This window comes from Rathayibacter sp. YIM 133350 (assembly GCF_037404875.1).
Lineage (GTDB): Bacteria > Actinomycetota > Actinomycetes > Actinomycetales > Microbacteriaceae > Orlajensenia.
This window is the reverse complement of the sequence record NZ_JBBELO010000039.1, coordinates 41,296-55,633: the sequence shown is the minus strand read 5'-3', so window position 1 is coordinate 55,633 and position 14,338 is coordinate 41,296. Positions and strand designations below refer to the sequence as shown.

Here is a 14,338-nt window from a genome sequence, read left to right as displayed (position 1 = left end):
CGGCACGCACCGCAGTCTGGACGCCTGAGCCACCAGCGAGCTACATCCCCTGGCCCTCGCGGGCACTCGAAACATCGTAGTACAGATCGAGGATGACGCCGGTCACCCGCAACTGGGGCGGCCCGTCACTGAGCGCTTTGCTGTGAGTTCGAGCCTACTCCTCCACAGGGATTGCACGCAGCGAGTTATCCACAGAAACCAGCGCTGATCGGGGCATCCGAACGGTGCAATGTCGGTGGGTGCGACGAGTATGGAGTCATGACCGATTCCGCGCAGCGACTCGACGAGATGGTCGAGAGCGCGCTCGCCGAGGTGATGCCGGTGCTGTCCGCGCTCCTGGAAGCGGCACCCGGCGCGACTTCTGCGAGCCGGGACGACGAACTTCTCATGGGGGTCGCGTCCATCGAGACGCTCGGTCGGCTCGTCGACAGCCTCCGTGTGATCGCCGCAGGCGAGGTCGCCCATCGCTCTCGCCGGTCCCTCGGCACGGATGGCCTCGCAGCGCGCCGCTCCTGCAGCAGCCACGTCGAACTGCTGCAGCGCATCACTCGGCAATCCGGAGCATCCATGAAGCGGCTCAGCACTCTGGGGCTCGCCACTCGGCGCCGCTCGAGTCTCACGGGAACCATGGCGCCTCCGCTCTTCCCGGCCGTGTCCGGCGCACTCGAGCAGGGCCTGATCGGAACGGATGCGGCGGCTGCCATCGCGCGCACGCTCGGAGCGGTCACGTGCGGCGACGCCGAGGGGGTTGCGGCAGCGGAGCGGGAGCTCGTCGCCGCCGCGCTCGGAGTCTCCATTGATGGAAGCGCACCCGACGTGCCGGGCCATGCCGACGACATCCGGCTGCAAGCCGAGATCTGGCGCCAGATCCTCGACGCCGATGGTCTCCAGCCGGCCGAGACCGCCTCCATGAAGAAGCGAGGCTTCGAGGCTGGCACCCTCCGGGAAGGCCTGTTCGTCGGTCGCTACGCGCTCATGCCCGAAGTGCACGCGAAGTTCAAGCGCCTTCTCGACGCCTACCTGGCACCGCGCAGTGGTTTTCGGCCTTCGGATGACGAGACCGCCGAGCCGGATGAGAACGCAGCTGAGCCGTCGCCGTACGACGACGACCGGTCCCGTGATCAGGCCAGGCACGATGCCTTCGCGGCCATGGTGGATGCTGCCGCGCGCGCGGCCGACGCACCCTCCGTCGGAGGCGCAGCGCCGACCGTGCTGGTCTCCTGCACGGACGAGGATTTGCGGGACGGCGAAGGCGCCGGCTGGATCGACGGCATGGCGGTGCCCATCAGCTTCGAGTCGCTCACCCAGTTCGCCTGCGCCGGCGGAACGCAGCGCGTGCGGTTCGACGAAGCCGGGCGCATCATCGAGCTCGGATCGCCCGATCGATGCTTCACCGCCCAGCAGCGTCGAGCGATCGGCCTCCGTGACGGCGGCTGCATCATTCCCGGTTGCGGTATCCCGATCTCATGGTGCGAGATCCACCATGTGCAGACCGCGGCAGACCACGGCCCGACGCACACCGACAACGGCGTTCTGCTCTGCTGGTATCACCATCGCATGATCGAGCAGGGCGGCTGGTACATCGAGATGCGGCATGGGGTTCCCTATGTTCTGGCTCCGCCGTGGATCGACCCGAGCCGACGGTGGCGCCGTGCAGCCCAGTCGCCCACCCGCATGGCAGACCGACTGAGACGGCGGCGAGGAAGCGTGAAGACCCGGCCGGGGAATGCGGTGCCCGAGCCCCCTCCTGTCCTGCGTCGATGATGGAGCGCTCCCCGGAGCACTTCATCGCCGAGACACCAGCTCACTGACTCTCCACCGAAAGCCCACCCTGACCCGCTGGCACGCGCTCGGGCGCTCGCGCCAACCGTCGGCGCACCCGGTGTGCAGTAGACTTTCCGGGGTTCCCCGCAGATTGCGTGCTTCGGCGTGCGCTCATGGGGTGACTACGAGTTGAGTAGGCGACTCGGGGCGTAGCTCAGCTTGGCTAGAGCGCCCGCTTTGGGAGCGGGAGGTCGCAGGTTCGAATCCTGTCGCCCCGACCAGCCGCCGCATTCGACACACACCTTCATCTATCAGGAGATCTTCCCCATGCCGACCACTTCGGTTGAGAAGCTGAGCCCGACGCGCGCCAAGCTCACCATCACGGTGACGCCTGAGGAGCTCAAGCCCAGCATCACCCACGCGTACAGCCACATCGCCGAGCAGATCAACGTTCCGGGATTCCGCAAGGGCAAGGTTCCGCCGCCCATCATCGAGCAGCGCGTCGGCAAGGGCGCCGTGCTCGAGCACGCGGTCAACGAGGGCCTGGACGGGTTCTTCCGTGCCGCCGTCGAGGAGAACGAGCTGCGTACGCTCGGTCGTCCCGAGGCTGACATCGTGCAGTGGCCGAGCGACAAGGACTACTCCGGCGACCTCGTCGTCGCCGTCGAGGTCGACGTGCGTCCCGAGATCACCCTTCCCGACTACAACGGCATCGAGATCACGGTGGACGCCGCCGAGATCGCCGAGGGTGACGTCGACGAGGAGCTCGACCGTCTGCGCAGCCGTTTCGGCACCCTCATCACGGTCGACCGCCCCGCTACCACGGGCGACTTCGTGACGCTCGACCTCGTCGCCACCATCAACGGCGAAGAGGTCGACACCGCCAACGGCATCTCCTACGAGCTGGGCTCGGGGGAGCTGCTCGAGGGCATCGACGAGGCGCTCGAGTCGCTGACCGCCGACGAGACCACGACCTTCGCGTCCAAGCTGCTCGGCGGCGACCACGAGGGTGAGACCGCAGAGATCACCGTGACCGTCACCGCCGTCAAGGAGCGCGAGCTTCCCGAGGCCGACGACGACTTCGCACAGATCGCGAGCGAGTTCGACACGCTCGACGAGCTCAAGGCCAGCCTCTCCGAGCAGGTCACCCGCCAGAAGGCGTTCGGCCAGGGCAACCAGGCGCGCGACCTGCTGGTCGAGAAGCTCACCCAGCTGGTCGAGGTTCCCGTTCCCGCTGCGCTCATCGAAGACGAGGTGCACCGTCACCTCGAGTCCGAGAACCGTCTCGAAGACGACGAGCACCGCGCAGAGGTCGCCGAGTCGAGCGAGAAGACGTTCCGTACGCAGATCCTGCTCGACGCCATCGCCGAAGCCGAAGAGGTCAAGGTGAGCCAGGACGAGCTCTCGCAGTACCTCGTGCAGGGTGCGGCCCAGTACGGCATGGACCCCAACGAGTTCGTGCAGGCGCTCGGCCAGCAGGGTCAGATCCCTGCCATGGTCGGCGAGGTCGCCCGCAACAAGGCGCTCGCCGTCGTGCTCGGCAAGGCCGTCGTCAAGGACACCAACGGCAACCCGGTCGACCTCTCCGACTTCATCGCCGTCGAAGACGACGAGAACGAGGCCGAGGCTGAGGCCGAGACGGTCGCCGAGGCCGAGGAGATCGTCGAGGCCGCACAGGTCGCCGACGACCGCCGCCCTGAGCCTGCCGAAGGGATCGCCGACGAAGAGGCCGCCGAGAAGCCGAAGCGCAAGGCCGCTCCCAAGAAGAAGGCAGCCAGCAAGGCTGACGCCGAGTAACACCGCCTGAGGGCCGGATGCGATTCGCATCCGGCCCTTTCGCATCCCGCCGCTGCCTGCGCCGGCAGACGATGAAGGAGTACCTGCAGTGGACGAGAGCTGGGACGACCGCATCGCCGCGGTCTGGGAGCAAGCGGCCGGATCGATGGTCGATGACGAGGTCATCGCACGCATCGACGCTCTCGCCGCCGAGAGAGGCGCACAGGATGCGCGGGCCGAGTTCGAGCGGGCGGGTGCACGCGACTCCGCCGGCCGGCCCGATGAGGCCGTCCCGCTTTACCGCCACGCGCTCGAGCTCGGGCTCGACGACGAGCATCGGCCGCAGGCCGTCATCCAGATGGCGAGCAGCATCCGCAACCTCGGTGACAGCGCACAGGCGCTCGCCCTGATCGAGCAGGAACTCGACGAGCATCCCGATGCCCCCTACCGCGACGAGGTGGCCGCCTTCCTGGCGCTCGCCCTCGCCGACGACGGACAGGAGCGCCGGGCGCTCTCCGTCGCCCTGCTCGCGCTTGCTCCGCACCTGCGGCGCTACACCCGGTCGGTCTCGAACTACGCACGCGAATTCGCCGGTGAGGGCCGCTGATCTGCCCACGGCGAACACGGCCGGGTGGCCGAGCGGCCTCCGATAGATTCGACATACGCGATAACTGAAGGAGCGACACAATGGCCGAACCGACACTGGCTCCCAGTGTTTTTGACCGCCTGCTGAGGGACCGCATCATCTGGCTCGGTTCAGAGGTACGGGACGACAACGCCAACGAGATCTGCGCCAAGATCCTCTTGCTCGCAGCTGAAGACCCCAAGCGCGACATCTACCTCTACATCAACTCTCCCGGTGGTTCGATCACGGCCGGCATGGCGATCTACGACACGATGCAGTTCGTGCCGAACGACATCGTCACCGTCGGCATCGGCATGGCCGCCTCGATGGGACAGCTGCTGCTCACGAGCGGAACCAAGGGCAAGCGCTACATCACGCCCAACGCCCGCGTGCTGCTGCACCAGCCGCACGGCGGCTTCGGCGGAACCTCGAGCGACATCCAGACGCAGGCGCAGCTCATCCTCGACATGAAGAAGCGCCTCGCCGAGATCACCGCGGCCCAGACCGGCAAGTCGGTCGAGCAGATCAACGATGACGGCGACCGCGACCGTTGGTTCAACGCCCAGGAGGCGCTCGAGTACGGCTTCGTCGACCACCTCCGTTCCTCCGCGCTCGACGTGTCGGGCGGCGGCGGAACCGACATCCAGTAGCCACCGAAGATACAAGAAGGAAGCACTATGACCATCCAAGACTTCGGTGGAACCGCGTCGAGCTCCATGAGCCCGAGCGGCCTGCACATGCCGAACTCCCGCTACATCCTCCCGAGCTTCGAGGAGCGCACCGCCTACGGCTACAAGCGTCAGGACCCCTACGCGAAGCTGTTCGAGGACCGCATCATCTTCATGGGCGTTCAGGTGGATGACGCCTCGGCCGACGACATCATGGCCCAGCTGCTCGTGCTCGAGTCGATGGACCCCGACCGCGACATCGTCATGTACATCAACTCGCCCGGCGGCTCGTTCACGGCCATGACGGCGATCTACGACACCATGCAGTACATCCGTCCGCAGATCATGACGGTCGTGCTCGGCCAGGCCGCCTCGGCCGCCGCCGTGCTCGCCGCCGCCGGCACGCCCGGCAAGCGGCTGGCGCTGCCCAACGCCCGCGTTCTCATCCACCAGCCCTCCACCGGGGATGCGGGACACGGACAGGCCTCCGACATCGAGATCCAGGCGCAGGAGATCCTCCGCATGCGTACCTGGCTCGAGCAGACGCTGTCCAAGCACTCCAACCGCACTCCCGAGCAGGTGAACAAGGACATCGACCGCGACAAGATCCTCTCCGGTGCAGAGGCTCTCGAGTACGGCCTGATCGACCAGGTGCTCACCTCGCGCAAGAACCTCACCGCGATCGCGAAGTAGGGCGCCTCAGAGAGCATCACGTCGAGCGGCGGATGCCGGCCTCCGGGCCGGTGTCCGCCGCTTTTCTCGTACTCCGGCGAGGGTGGCGTGCCTCTTCGCGCACGGCGAAATACCCGGGCAGGCGGAATGTGGCGCCGTTACCCGCGATTGTCGGCGCCATAGCCTAGGCTCGAATCGAGACACCGGCAAAGGAGGCTTTGGATGGCTCGCATTGGCGAAAGCGCCGACTTGCTCAAGTGCTCCTTCTGCGGAAAGAGCCAGAAGCAGGTGCAGCAACTCATCGCAGGCCCGGGTGTGTACATCTGCGACGAGTGCGTCGAGCTCTGCAACGAGATCATCGAAGAGCGTCTCGCTGAAGCCGGCGAAGAGGTCGACGGCGAATTCGAACTGCCGAAGCCGAAGGAGATCTTCAATTTCCTCGAGGAGTACGTGATCGGCCAGGAGGCCGCGAAGCGGGCCCTCGCCGTCGCCGTCTACAACCACTACAAGCGCGTGCGCGCGCGCAACACCATCGGCCCGGCCGATGCCATCGACGACATCGAGATCGCCAAGTCGAACATCCTGCTGATCGGTCCGACGGGCTGCGGCAAGACCTACCTCGCGCAGACCCTCGCGAAGCGGCTCAACGTGCCGTTCGCGGTCGCGGATGCGACGGCTCTCACCGAGGCCGGCTACGTCGGCGAAGACGTCGAGAACATCCTGCTCAAGCTCATCCAGGCGGCGGACTACGACGTCAAGCGTGCCGAGACGGGCATCATCTACATCGACGAGGTCGACAAGATCGCCCGCAAGGCCGAGAACCCCTCGATCACGCGCGACGTCTCCGGCGAGGGCGTGCAGCAGGCGCTGCTCAAGATCCTCGAGGGCACCGTCGCCTCGGTTCCGCCGCAGGGCGGCCGCAAGCATCCGCACCAGGAGTTCATCCAGATCGACACGACGAACGTACTGTTCATCGTCGCTGGCGCGTTCGCGGGCCTGGAGGACATCATCTCCACACGTGCGGGCAAGAAGGGCATCGGCTTCGGGGCGCCCCTGCACATCAAGGGTGACGAGCTCAACCTCTTCAGCGAGGTGCTCCCCGAAGACCTGCACAAGTTCGGGCTGATCCCCGAATTCATCGGCCGCCTGCCCGTCGTCACCACGGTGACGCCGCTCGACCGCACCGCTCTCATGGAGATTCTCACCGAGCCGCGCAACGCGCTCGTGAAGCAGTACCAGCGCATGTTCGAACTCGACGGTGTCGAGCTCGAATTCGAGCGGCCGGCCCTCGAGGCCATCGCCGACCTCGCGGTTCTGCGCCAGACGGGCGCCCGTGGCCTGCGAGCGATCATGGAAGAGGTGCTCGGACCGATCATGTTCGAGGTGCCGTCCTCCGACGAGGTCGCCCGAGTGGTCGTCACGCGCGCCGCGGTACTCGACAACGCCGCTCCCACCATCGTGCCGCACAAGGCTCGTCGCGAAGAGAAGTCGGCCTAAGCGGCAGGCCTCCGCCGCCTCCGGCAGGAGGAGCGGCTAACAGGGCTGCGCCTGGCCGCCAGGCGGCCGCCCTCCGGTCAGTCGAAGACTCGCACGAGCTTCCAGCGATCGTCGGCGCCGTCGTGCTGCACGTCGAAGACGTGCGTCTCGCCCTCCTCCGTCGAGGCCTGGAAGCGCCAGCCGGAGATCTGCAGCGGCGGCCTGCCGTAGTTCATGCGGTGACCCTGCATCGGATGCCACCAGTCGCACGGTCCGACGAGCGCCGTGGGGGAGTCGTTCACGCGGAAGCGCCGAGAGCGCCACACCAGGCGCCGCGGCTCGCCGCTCTCACTCGTCCAGACGGCGACCGTCTCGTCCACCTGCATGCTGCCGCCTCCATCGCTCGCATTCGAAGATGCGTTCGATAGTAGCACCGGCCACAGACAACGGCCTTCGGAACATCCGCTCCGGGGCTGGCTCAGGCCAGGTCGTCGTCCGTTCGGGCGCCGAACACGATCTCGTCCCAGCTGGGCATCGAGGCCCGGCCCTTCTTGCGGGAAGCTCCGCCCGTCTGGTTGCCGTTCTGGGCTGCCCAGTCACGTCGGGGAGAGGAGCTCGGCGCCACAGTGGGGGCGTCGATGAGGGTCGGCTGCTCGACGGGAGGCTCCGGGGCACTCGGGGCAGCCTCACGCTCACCGCGGCGCCGGCGCAGGGCTTCGAGCAGGTCGGCGGTCTCGCTGAGCGTCTTGGGCGGTTCCTCTGCACGGTTGATGGCCGCCTTGTTGACGGCGGCCGTCGTGCTCGGCGCGCCCGAGCGTCCGTAGGGCACCGGTTCCGCGGGTGCCTCGGTCGCATCCGACGGCTCGAGCAGCGGGTCCTTGAACGTGAAGGCGCCACTGTCGAAACGGGAGTGATCGATGTCGGCAGGGTCGACGGCGCGCAGTCGCGGAATGAGCGAACCCGAGATCTCGCCCTGCTGCGAGAGCGTCATCGCCTCGCTGTTGAGCGGCGCGAGCGCGAGCTTCTTGGGTTCGAACGACCAGCGTGCGTCATGGTCGATGGTGTCGGCCGTGAACTCGAGCTTGATGATCCAGCCGCCGGCCGGTTCCTTCCAGCTCGCCCAGCGCTCGTTGCTGGCACCGAGAGACGCCAAGCGCGAACGCATCACGGCACCGAAGGTGGAATCCTCATCGGGATCCTCGTTCTCGGCGGTGGGGTGCACGAGCACGCTGAGGGCGCTCGTGAGCACATGCTCGCGCTCGGCGAGCACGGGGCCCTCGAATCGCTGGATGAAGTCCAGCGAGGCGCCCGTGACCGCGGCGACGTCTTCGGCAGACATTCCGGAGCGGATATACGCCTGCACCTCGCGCGGCGAGAGCTTCTGATTTCCGGTCGGTTCCGGGTTGGCTTTGCGCAGTCGTGACTGCAGCACCTCGTCGATGACGATCCGGAAGCGGTCGCCGTCGTCGCCTGCGACGACGAGGGCGCCGTTCTCGACTCCGATCACCTTCAATTCCTGCATCGGGACAGCCCTCTCGCGTTCGCTACTTCACCGCCAACCATGCCATGTCGACTCCCCAATTCACGGGAATACGCGCCGCGTGCCGCAAGTTGATTGAAGTACCTGAAAGGGACATGTAAAGCGTTTGCTATTCACGCCCGATTGGGGCACACTAACGTCGCCGTTCGAGTGCGAATGGCGGTAACTGAATGGATGGGCATGGCAACGGATTACGACGCACCGCGAAAGTCTGACGACGACTCCGAGTCGATCGAAGCACTCAAGGAGCGAGTACCCGACAAGCTGTCCGGCGTCGTCGACGTTGAGGACGCCGACAACCCCGGTGGTTTCGAACTCCCCGGGGCTGACCTCTCCGACCTCGACTTGGATGTCGTCGTGCTGCCTCCGCAGGCCGACGAGTTCACCTGCGTGAGCTGCTTCCTCGTGAAGCACCGCTCGCAGATCGACCACGAAGAAAAGCTCGGACCGGTCTGCCTGGAGTGCGCCGCGTAACGGCGTTCAGCTTTAGGGCTCGTTAGGCCGTCGCGATCCGTTGATCGCGGCGGCCAATTTCTTTGGGTTCCGCGTTGAGACGATCCAGTAGGGCGCGGGGTCGTCGGGGTCGGTCACCGGAACCCGCACGATGGGGTCGACCCAGCCGCGGATCATCAGGAAGGCGCGCGCGTCGAGCTGCGGGCCGCGCTGCTCCCATGCCGCGTGACCGGAGTAGGCCTTGACGGGTCCCACGAGCGAGAGCGGGATGCTCGCCTTGCCTGCCACCAGCATCCCGTCTCGTACGGCCACCGTCGGCGCCGACACGAACAGGCTCACCACGATGGCGCCGTAGAGCACGACGGCCGTGATGATGCCGGCGATCATCGAGATGGGGGCGAAGACGAGAAGGGCGGCGGGCACGACGAGTGCCGTCGCGATGAACAGCCAGGGGGCTGGCCAGAGGCGTTCCTGGTAAACGGGCATGGCTCTATTCGACCACCAGTTCTGCACTACCCTCGACACGTGACCGAATCCGTCGACGTCCTGATCACCGCGAGCACCGTGCCGACGTACGCGCACCCGGGCGATGCGGGAGCCGACCTGCACGCCGCAGAGGCCGTCGTCCTGGCTCCGGGAGAGCGGGCGACGGTCGGCACCGGCGTGGCGATCGCCCTGCCCGACGGCTATGCCGCCTTCGTGGTTCCGCGCAGCGGACTGGCCTCCAAGCACGGCATCACCATCGTCAACTCGCCGGGAACAGTGGATGCCGGTTATCGCGGCGAGATCAAGGTCGCGTTGCTGAACACCGACAGCACCATGGCGTACTCTGTCGCAGTCGGAGACCGCATCGCCCAGCTGATCATCATGCCGGTCTCCCGCGCCCGTTTCATCGAGGTGGAGCGCCTGCCCGGAAGTGACCGCGGTGAGGGCGGCTTCGGCTCGACCGGCATCGCCGCCCACGGCGGCGCCGCACAGCAGTCAGGAGAGATCGCGTGAGCGACATCGAGACCATCGGAGAGGTTCCCGGCGACCTCCCCAAGTCCGCGCCGGAGGACCGAGCCGAGAACGGCCCCCTCGACGAGGCGGAGGCGAACCCCGTTCGCCCCTACGTCGACCTGGGCGGCGTGAAGATCCTTCCCCGTGAGGGACTGCACCTGCGCTTGGAGATCGAAGAGGAGTCCAAGCGCGTCGTGGCCATCGGGCTCGACTACGCCGGCTCCACCCTGCAGGTGCAGCCGTTCGCCGCGCCCCGCTCGAGCGGGCTCTGGCACGAGATCCGCGAGCAGATCGCCGATCAGATCGCACGCCAGGGCGGATCGACGACGCTGCGGGAGGGTCCGTTGGGCCCGGAGCTCCTCGCGCAGATCCCCGTCGCGAGCAACACGGCCACTCCGGGAGCCACCCGGCTCGCGCGCTTCATCGGCGTCGACGGCCCGCGCTGGTTCCTGCGCGGCGTCATCGCCGGCGAGGGCGCGGTGAACCCGGATGCCGCCGCGGCCGTCGAGGAGCTGTTCCGTTCCATCGTGGTGGTGCGGGGCTCGACCCCGATGCCGCCGCGCGATCTCATCCCGCTGCGCATGCCGGCAGGACCTGCCGGCGGCGCCACCAGCTGAACATGCCGAACGACGACGAGCGGCCCGAGTCCGCTCCCGCGGAGAACGCGGAACCGGCGGGCCCGGGCTCCGCATCCCCGACGTTCAGCGAGAGCTTCGCCGCCGCGGCGCGCAAGGCCGGCCTCGGCGCTGTGGCTGAGGGCGAGCCGCTGACGGCGAACACGCTGCTCGCCGCGATCGGGGGAGTGCGCGGCATCATCGAGGCGGTGCTGCCTGGACTGCTCTTCCTCATCGTCTACACGATCACGCGCGATCTCGTGCTCTCGGTGATCGCTCCCGTCGTCGTGGGCATCGTGCTCGCCGGCATCCGTCTCGCGCAGCACCAGAGCGTCACCCAGGCGCTCAGCGGACTCTTCGGCATCGCGGCGTGCGCCGTGCTCGCATTGCTCTCGGGTCGTGCGAGCGACTACTACGTTCCCGGGTTCTGGATCGACGCCGCCTTCGGCGTGCCGCTGCTCATCTCCGTGTTCGTCGGATGGCCGCTGCTCGGACTCGCGATCGGGTACCTCATGGGGGACGGGACGGCGTGGCGCTCCAACCGCGCGAAGCGCCGCGTCATGCAGATCATCACCCTGTGCTGGGTGGGCCTGTTCGCCCTGCGCCTGCTCGTGCAGCTGCCGCTGTACCTGGCCGGGAACGTCGAGGCGCTCGGCGCCACCCGCCTGATCATGGGCGTGCCGCTCTACGGCCTCCTGCTCATCGTCACGTGGCTGCTCGCGCGCTCCGTCTACCCTCGACACGTGGCCGATCCGGCCTGATCGCCGCCTCGGGCTGGTGCTAGAGTTATCTCGATATCGAGATAAATATCGCCGTCGTGACAGGCTCTGCCTTCTGCCCGGACGCTAGGTTAGCCTTGCTGATGGGCGCACGATGTGGCTGCGAAGATGAGACCGCCGGAGGAATCCGGGTGCACCAGTAAAGAGGAGACGCGACGTGTCTGCAGTGAATAGTTTCGGGGCGAAGGACTCCCTCCGGGTCGGCGAGCAGGACTACGAGGTCTTCCGCATCGACTCCGTCGAGGGGTACGAGAAGCTGCCCTTCAGCCTCAAGGTGCTTCTGGAGAACCTGTTGCGCACCGAGGATGGCGCCAACATCACCGAGGCGCACATCCGCGCTCTCGGATCGTGGGACCCGGCGGCTGAGCCGAACACCGAGATCCAGTACACCCCGGCGCGTGTGGTCATGCAGGACTTCACCGGCGTTCCCTGCATCGTCGACCTCGCGACCATGCGCGAGGCGGTCGCTGCACTAGGCGGCGACCCCAACAAGATCAACCCGCTCGCGCCGGCCGAGATGGTCATCGACCACTCGGTCATCGCCGACCTGTTCGGCACGCCCGACGCGTTCGAGCGCAACGTCGAGATCGAGTACGAGCGCAACGGCGAGCGCTACCAGTTCCTGCGGTGGGGCCAGACGGCCTTCGACGACTTCAAGGTGGTTCCGCCCGGAACCGGCATCGTGCACCAGGTGAACATCGAGCACTTGGCCACGGTCACCTTCACCCGCGAGGTCGACGGCGTGCTGCGGGCCTATCCCGACACCTGCGTCGGCACCGACTCGCACACGACCATGGTCAACGGCCTCGGCGTGCTCGGATGGGGCGTCGGCGGCATCGAGGCCGAGGCGGCCATGCTCGGCCAGCCCGTCTCCATGCTCATCCCCAAGGTCGTCGGCTTCAAGCTCTCCGGCTCCATCCCCGCGGGAGTGACCGCGACGGATGTGGTGCTCACGATCACCGACATGCTGCGCAAGCACGGCGTCGTCGGCAAGTTCGTCGAGTTCTACGGCTCCGGCGTCGCATCCGTGCCGCTGGCCAACCGCGCCACCATCGGCAACATGAGCCCCGAGTTCGGCTCGACCGCCGCGATGTTCCCCATCGATGACGTCACCCTCGACTACCTGCGCCTGACCGGTCGCAGCGAGGAGCAGGTCGCCCTCGTCGAGGCCTACTCGAAGCTGCAGCACCTGTGGCACGACGCCGAGCGCGAGCCGGTGTTCAGCGAGTACATGGAGCTCGACCTCGCGTCCGTCGTTCCCTCGATCGCCGGCCCGAAGCGCCCGCAGGACCGCATCGTGCTCTCCGAGGCGAAGTCGCGGTTCGAGCACGACCTGAGCGACTACACGGAGGTCGACCACGACCTCGTCGACCTAGAGGTCAGCGAGTCGTTTCCGGCATCCGACCCGCCCAGCAACTCGCCCGAGGATGAGCACAACACGCACTTCCACTCCCACGCCTCGCACGCGCCGGTGACCGCGTCCAAGCCGACCCAGGTCGAGCTCTCCGACGGCACGGCCTACACGCTCGACCACGGAGCCGTCACGATCGCCGCGATCACGTCGTGCACGAACACGTCGAACCCGTCGGTCATGCTCGCCGCCGGCCTGCTCGCGCGCAACGCGGTGAAGAAGGGCCTCAAGGCAAAGCCGTGGGTCAAGACCACGCTCGCGCCCGGGTCGAAGGTCGTCACGGAGTACTACGAGAAGGCCGGTCTGACTCAGGACCTCGAGCAGCTGGGGTTCTACACGGTCGGCTACGGCTGCACGACCTGCATCGGAAACTCAGGGCCTCTCATCGAAGAGGTCTCCGCCGCGGTGCAGGAGAACGACCTCGCCGTCACGGCCGTGCTCTCGGGCAACCGCAACTTCGAGGGGCGCATCAACCCCGACGTGAAGATGAACTACCTCGCCAGCCCGCCCCTCGTCATCGCCTACTCGCTCGCCGGCTCGATGAACTTCGACTTCGAGTCCGACGCGCTCGGCACCGACCACGACGGCAACGACGTCTTCCTCAAGGACATCTGGCCCGCCGCATCCGAGGTGCAGGCCACGATCGACAACTCGATCAACACCGAGATGTTCACGCGGCAGTACGGCAGCGTGTTCGAGGGCGACGAGCGCTGGAAGACCCTTCCGACGCCGACCGGTGCGACCTTCGAGTGGGATGAGAAGTCGACCTACGTGCGCAAGCCCCCGTACTTCGAGGGCATGACCATGCAGACCACGCCGGTCACCGACATCGTCGGCGCCCGCGTGCTGGCCAAGCTCGGCGACTCGGTCACGACCGACCACATCAGCCCGGCCGGATCGATCAAGGCCGACAGCCCGGCCGGCCAGTACCTGACCGAGAACGGCGTGGACCGCAAGGACTTCAACTCCTACGGCTCCCGCCGCGGCAACCACGAGGTGATGATCCGCGGAACCTTCGCGAACATCCGGCTGCGCAACCAGCTGCTCGACGGGGTCGAGGGCGGCTACACGCGCGACTTCACGCAGGATGGCGCCCCCCAGTCGTTCATCTACGACGCGAGCATGAACTACCAGGCGCAGGGCACCCCGCTCGTCATCCTGGGCGGCAAGGAGTACGGCTCCGGATCCTCCCGTGACTGGGCGGCCAAGGGCACCAACCTGCTCGGCGTCAAGGCGGTCATCACCGAGAGCTTCGAGCGCATCCACCGCTCGAACCTCATCGGCATGGGCGTCGTGCCGCTGCAGTTCCCGGCGGGCGAGTCCGCGGACTCCCTCGGCCTGGACGGTACGGAGGTGTTCAGCATCACCGGCATCGAGCAGCTCAACGAGGGCACCACGCCCCGCACGGTTCACGTCGTGGCCGAGCCGAGCGAGCACTCCGCCGCCGGCAAGCAGGCGGTCGAGTTCGACGCCGTCGTGCGTATCGACACCCCGGGTGAGGCCGACTACTACCGCAATGGCGGCATCCTGCAGTACGTGCTGCGGAGCCTCGTCGCGTAGC

14 protein-coding genes and 1 tRNA gene are annotated in these 14,338 nt (G+C 67.2%); 12 read left to right on the top strand and 3 right to left on the bottom strand.

What is annotated here, in order from left to right:
- Positions 1-258 precede the first annotated feature (258 nt).
- The 7 genes from WDJ51_RS14675 to clpX all read left to right on the top strand — a co-directional run bounded on the left by WDJ51_RS14675 (position 259) and on the right by clpX (position 7,002).
- On the top strand, positions 259-1,764 hold the full coding sequence (locus WDJ51_RS14675) for an HNH endonuclease signature motif containing protein (protein ID WP_337853213.1): 1,506 nt from the start codon (positions 259-261) through the stop codon (positions 1,762-1,764).
- A gap of 203 nt (positions 1,765-1,967) precedes the next feature.
- Positions 1,968-2,045: transfer RNA gene (locus WDJ51_RS14670), tRNA-Pro, on the top strand.
- A gap of 46 nt (positions 2,046-2,091) precedes the next feature.
- Positions 2,092-3,561, top strand: a complete 1,470-nt coding sequence (tig, locus tag WDJ51_RS14665; protein WP_337853212.1) for a trigger factor — start codon at positions 2,092-2,094, stop codon at positions 3,559-3,561.
- An 88-nt stretch (positions 3,562-3,649) separates the two neighbouring features.
- Positions 3,650-4,147: a tetratricopeptide repeat protein gene (locus WDJ51_RS14660; RefSeq protein ID WP_337853211.1), complete on the top strand. Its 498-nt coding sequence runs from the start codon at positions 3,650-3,652 to the stop codon at positions 4,145-4,147.
- Positions 4,148-4,227: 80 nt separating this feature from the next.
- Positions 4,228-4,815: an ATP-dependent Clp protease proteolytic subunit gene (locus WDJ51_RS14655; protein WP_337853210.1), complete on the top strand. Its 588-nt coding sequence runs from the start codon at positions 4,228-4,230 to the stop codon at positions 4,813-4,815.
- 66 nt (positions 4,816-4,881) lie between these two features.
- Positions 4,882-5,526 carry an ATP-dependent Clp protease proteolytic subunit gene (locus WDJ51_RS14650; RefSeq protein ID WP_337853348.1) on the top strand — a complete coding sequence of 215 codons (645 nt, stop codon included), beginning with the start codon at positions 4,882-4,884 and terminating at the stop codon, positions 5,524-5,526.
- Between the two features lie 201 nt (positions 5,527-5,727).
- Complete coding sequence (gene clpX, locus WDJ51_RS14645) at positions 5,728-7,002, top strand: ATP-dependent Clp protease ATP-binding subunit ClpX (RefSeq protein ID WP_337853209.1); 1,275 nt, start codon at positions 5,728-5,730, stop codon at positions 7,000-7,002.
- A gap of 77 nt (positions 7,003-7,079) precedes the next feature.
- Here the strand turns inward: clpX and WDJ51_RS14640 are convergent, their stop codons facing one another.
- Together WDJ51_RS14640 and sepH are read right to left on the bottom strand one after the other, a co-directional pair.
- The gene (locus WDJ51_RS14640; RefSeq protein WP_337853208.1) at positions 7,080-7,367 is read right to left on the bottom strand and encodes a DUF6504 family protein; all 288 of its coding nucleotides are present in this window, start codon (positions 7,365-7,367) and stop codon (positions 7,080-7,082) included.
- Positions 7,368-7,459: 92 nt separating this feature from the next.
- Positions 7,460-8,503, bottom strand: a complete 1,044-nt coding sequence (gene sepH, locus WDJ51_RS14635; RefSeq protein WP_337853207.1) for a septation protein SepH — start codon at positions 8,501-8,503, stop codon at positions 7,460-7,462.
- A gap of 198 nt (positions 8,504-8,701) precedes the next feature.
- Between sepH and WDJ51_RS14630 the strand changes: the two genes are divergently transcribed.
- Positions 8,702-8,995: a DUF4193 domain-containing protein gene (locus WDJ51_RS14630; protein WP_337853206.1), complete on the top strand. Its 294-nt coding sequence runs from the start codon at positions 8,702-8,704 to the stop codon at positions 8,993-8,995.
- A gap of 12 nt (positions 8,996-9,007) precedes the next feature.
- Here WDJ51_RS14630 and WDJ51_RS14625 read toward each other — a convergent pair whose 3' ends face one another.
- The gene (locus tag WDJ51_RS14625) at positions 9,008-9,460 is read right to left on the bottom strand and encodes a DUF3093 domain-containing protein (protein WP_337853205.1); all 453 of its coding nucleotides are present in this window, start codon (positions 9,458-9,460) and stop codon (positions 9,008-9,010) included.
- Between the two features lie 39 nt (positions 9,461-9,499).
- Here WDJ51_RS14625 and dut point away from each other — a divergent pair, with 39 nt between their 5' ends.
- The 4 genes from dut to WDJ51_RS14605 all read left to right on the top strand — a co-directional run bounded on the left by dut (position 9,500) and on the right by WDJ51_RS14605 (position 14,337).
- Positions 9,500-9,973 (top strand): dUTP diphosphatase, encoded by a 474-nt coding sequence (gene dut / locus WDJ51_RS14620; protein ID WP_337853204.1) that lies wholly within the window; start codon positions 9,500-9,502, stop codon positions 9,971-9,973.
- Entirely contained in the window at positions 9,970-10,590 is a 621-nt protein-coding gene (locus WDJ51_RS14615) for a DUF3710 domain-containing protein (protein WP_337853203.1), read from the top strand. Before dut ends, WDJ51_RS14615 begins: the two co-directional genes overlap by 4 nt.
- A gap of 2 nt (positions 10,591-10,592) precedes the next feature.
- A complete protein-coding gene (locus WDJ51_RS14610; protein WP_337853202.1) occupies positions 10,593-11,348 on the top strand; it encodes a DUF3159 domain-containing protein in 756 nt (251 codons plus the stop codon).
- A gap of 175 nt (positions 11,349-11,523) precedes the next feature.
- Entirely contained in the window at positions 11,524-14,337 is a 2,814-nt protein-coding gene (locus WDJ51_RS14605) for an aconitate hydratase (RefSeq protein ID WP_337853201.1), read from the top strand.
- Position 14,338 lies beyond the last annotated feature (1 nt).

Excerpts from the sequence above, each read along its gene's own strand:
- WDJ51_RS14610 (WP_337853202.1), top strand. The coding sequence starts at position 10,593 with ATGCCGAACGACGACGAGCGGCCCGAGTCCGCTCCCGCGGAGAACGCG.
- tig (WP_337853212.1), top strand. The coding sequence starts at position 2,092 with ATGCCGACCACTTCGGTTGAGAAGCTGAGCCCGACGCGCGCCAAGCTC.
- clpX (WP_337853209.1), top strand. The coding sequence starts at position 5,728 with ATGGCTCGCATTGGCGAAAGCGCCGACTTGCTCAAGTGCTCCTTCTGC.
- WDJ51_RS14630 (WP_337853206.1), top strand. The coding sequence starts at position 8,702 with ATGGCAACGGATTACGACGCACCGCGAAAGTCTGACGACGACTCCGAG.
- WDJ51_RS14675 (WP_337853213.1), top strand. The coding sequence starts at position 259 with ATGACCGATTCCGCGCAGCGACTCGACGAGATGGTCGAGAGCGCGCTC.
- sepH (WP_337853207.1), bottom strand. The coding sequence starts at position 8,503 with ATGCAGGAATTGAAGGTGATCGGAGTCGAGAACGGCGCCCTCGTCGTC.
- WDJ51_RS14625 (WP_337853205.1), bottom strand. The coding sequence starts at position 9,460 with ATGCCCGTTTACCAGGAACGCCTCTGGCCAGCCCCCTGGCTGTTCATC.
- WDJ51_RS14655 (WP_337853210.1), top strand. The coding sequence starts at position 4,228 with ATGGCCGAACCGACACTGGCTCCCAGTGTTTTTGACCGCCTGCTGAGG.
- WDJ51_RS14640 (WP_337853208.1), bottom strand. The coding sequence starts at position 7,367 with ATGCAGGTGGACGAGACGGTCGCCGTCTGGACGAGTGAGAGCGGCGAG.
- WDJ51_RS14650 (WP_337853348.1), top strand. The coding sequence starts at position 4,882 with ATGAGCCCGAGCGGCCTGCACATGCCGAACTCCCGCTACATCCTCCCG.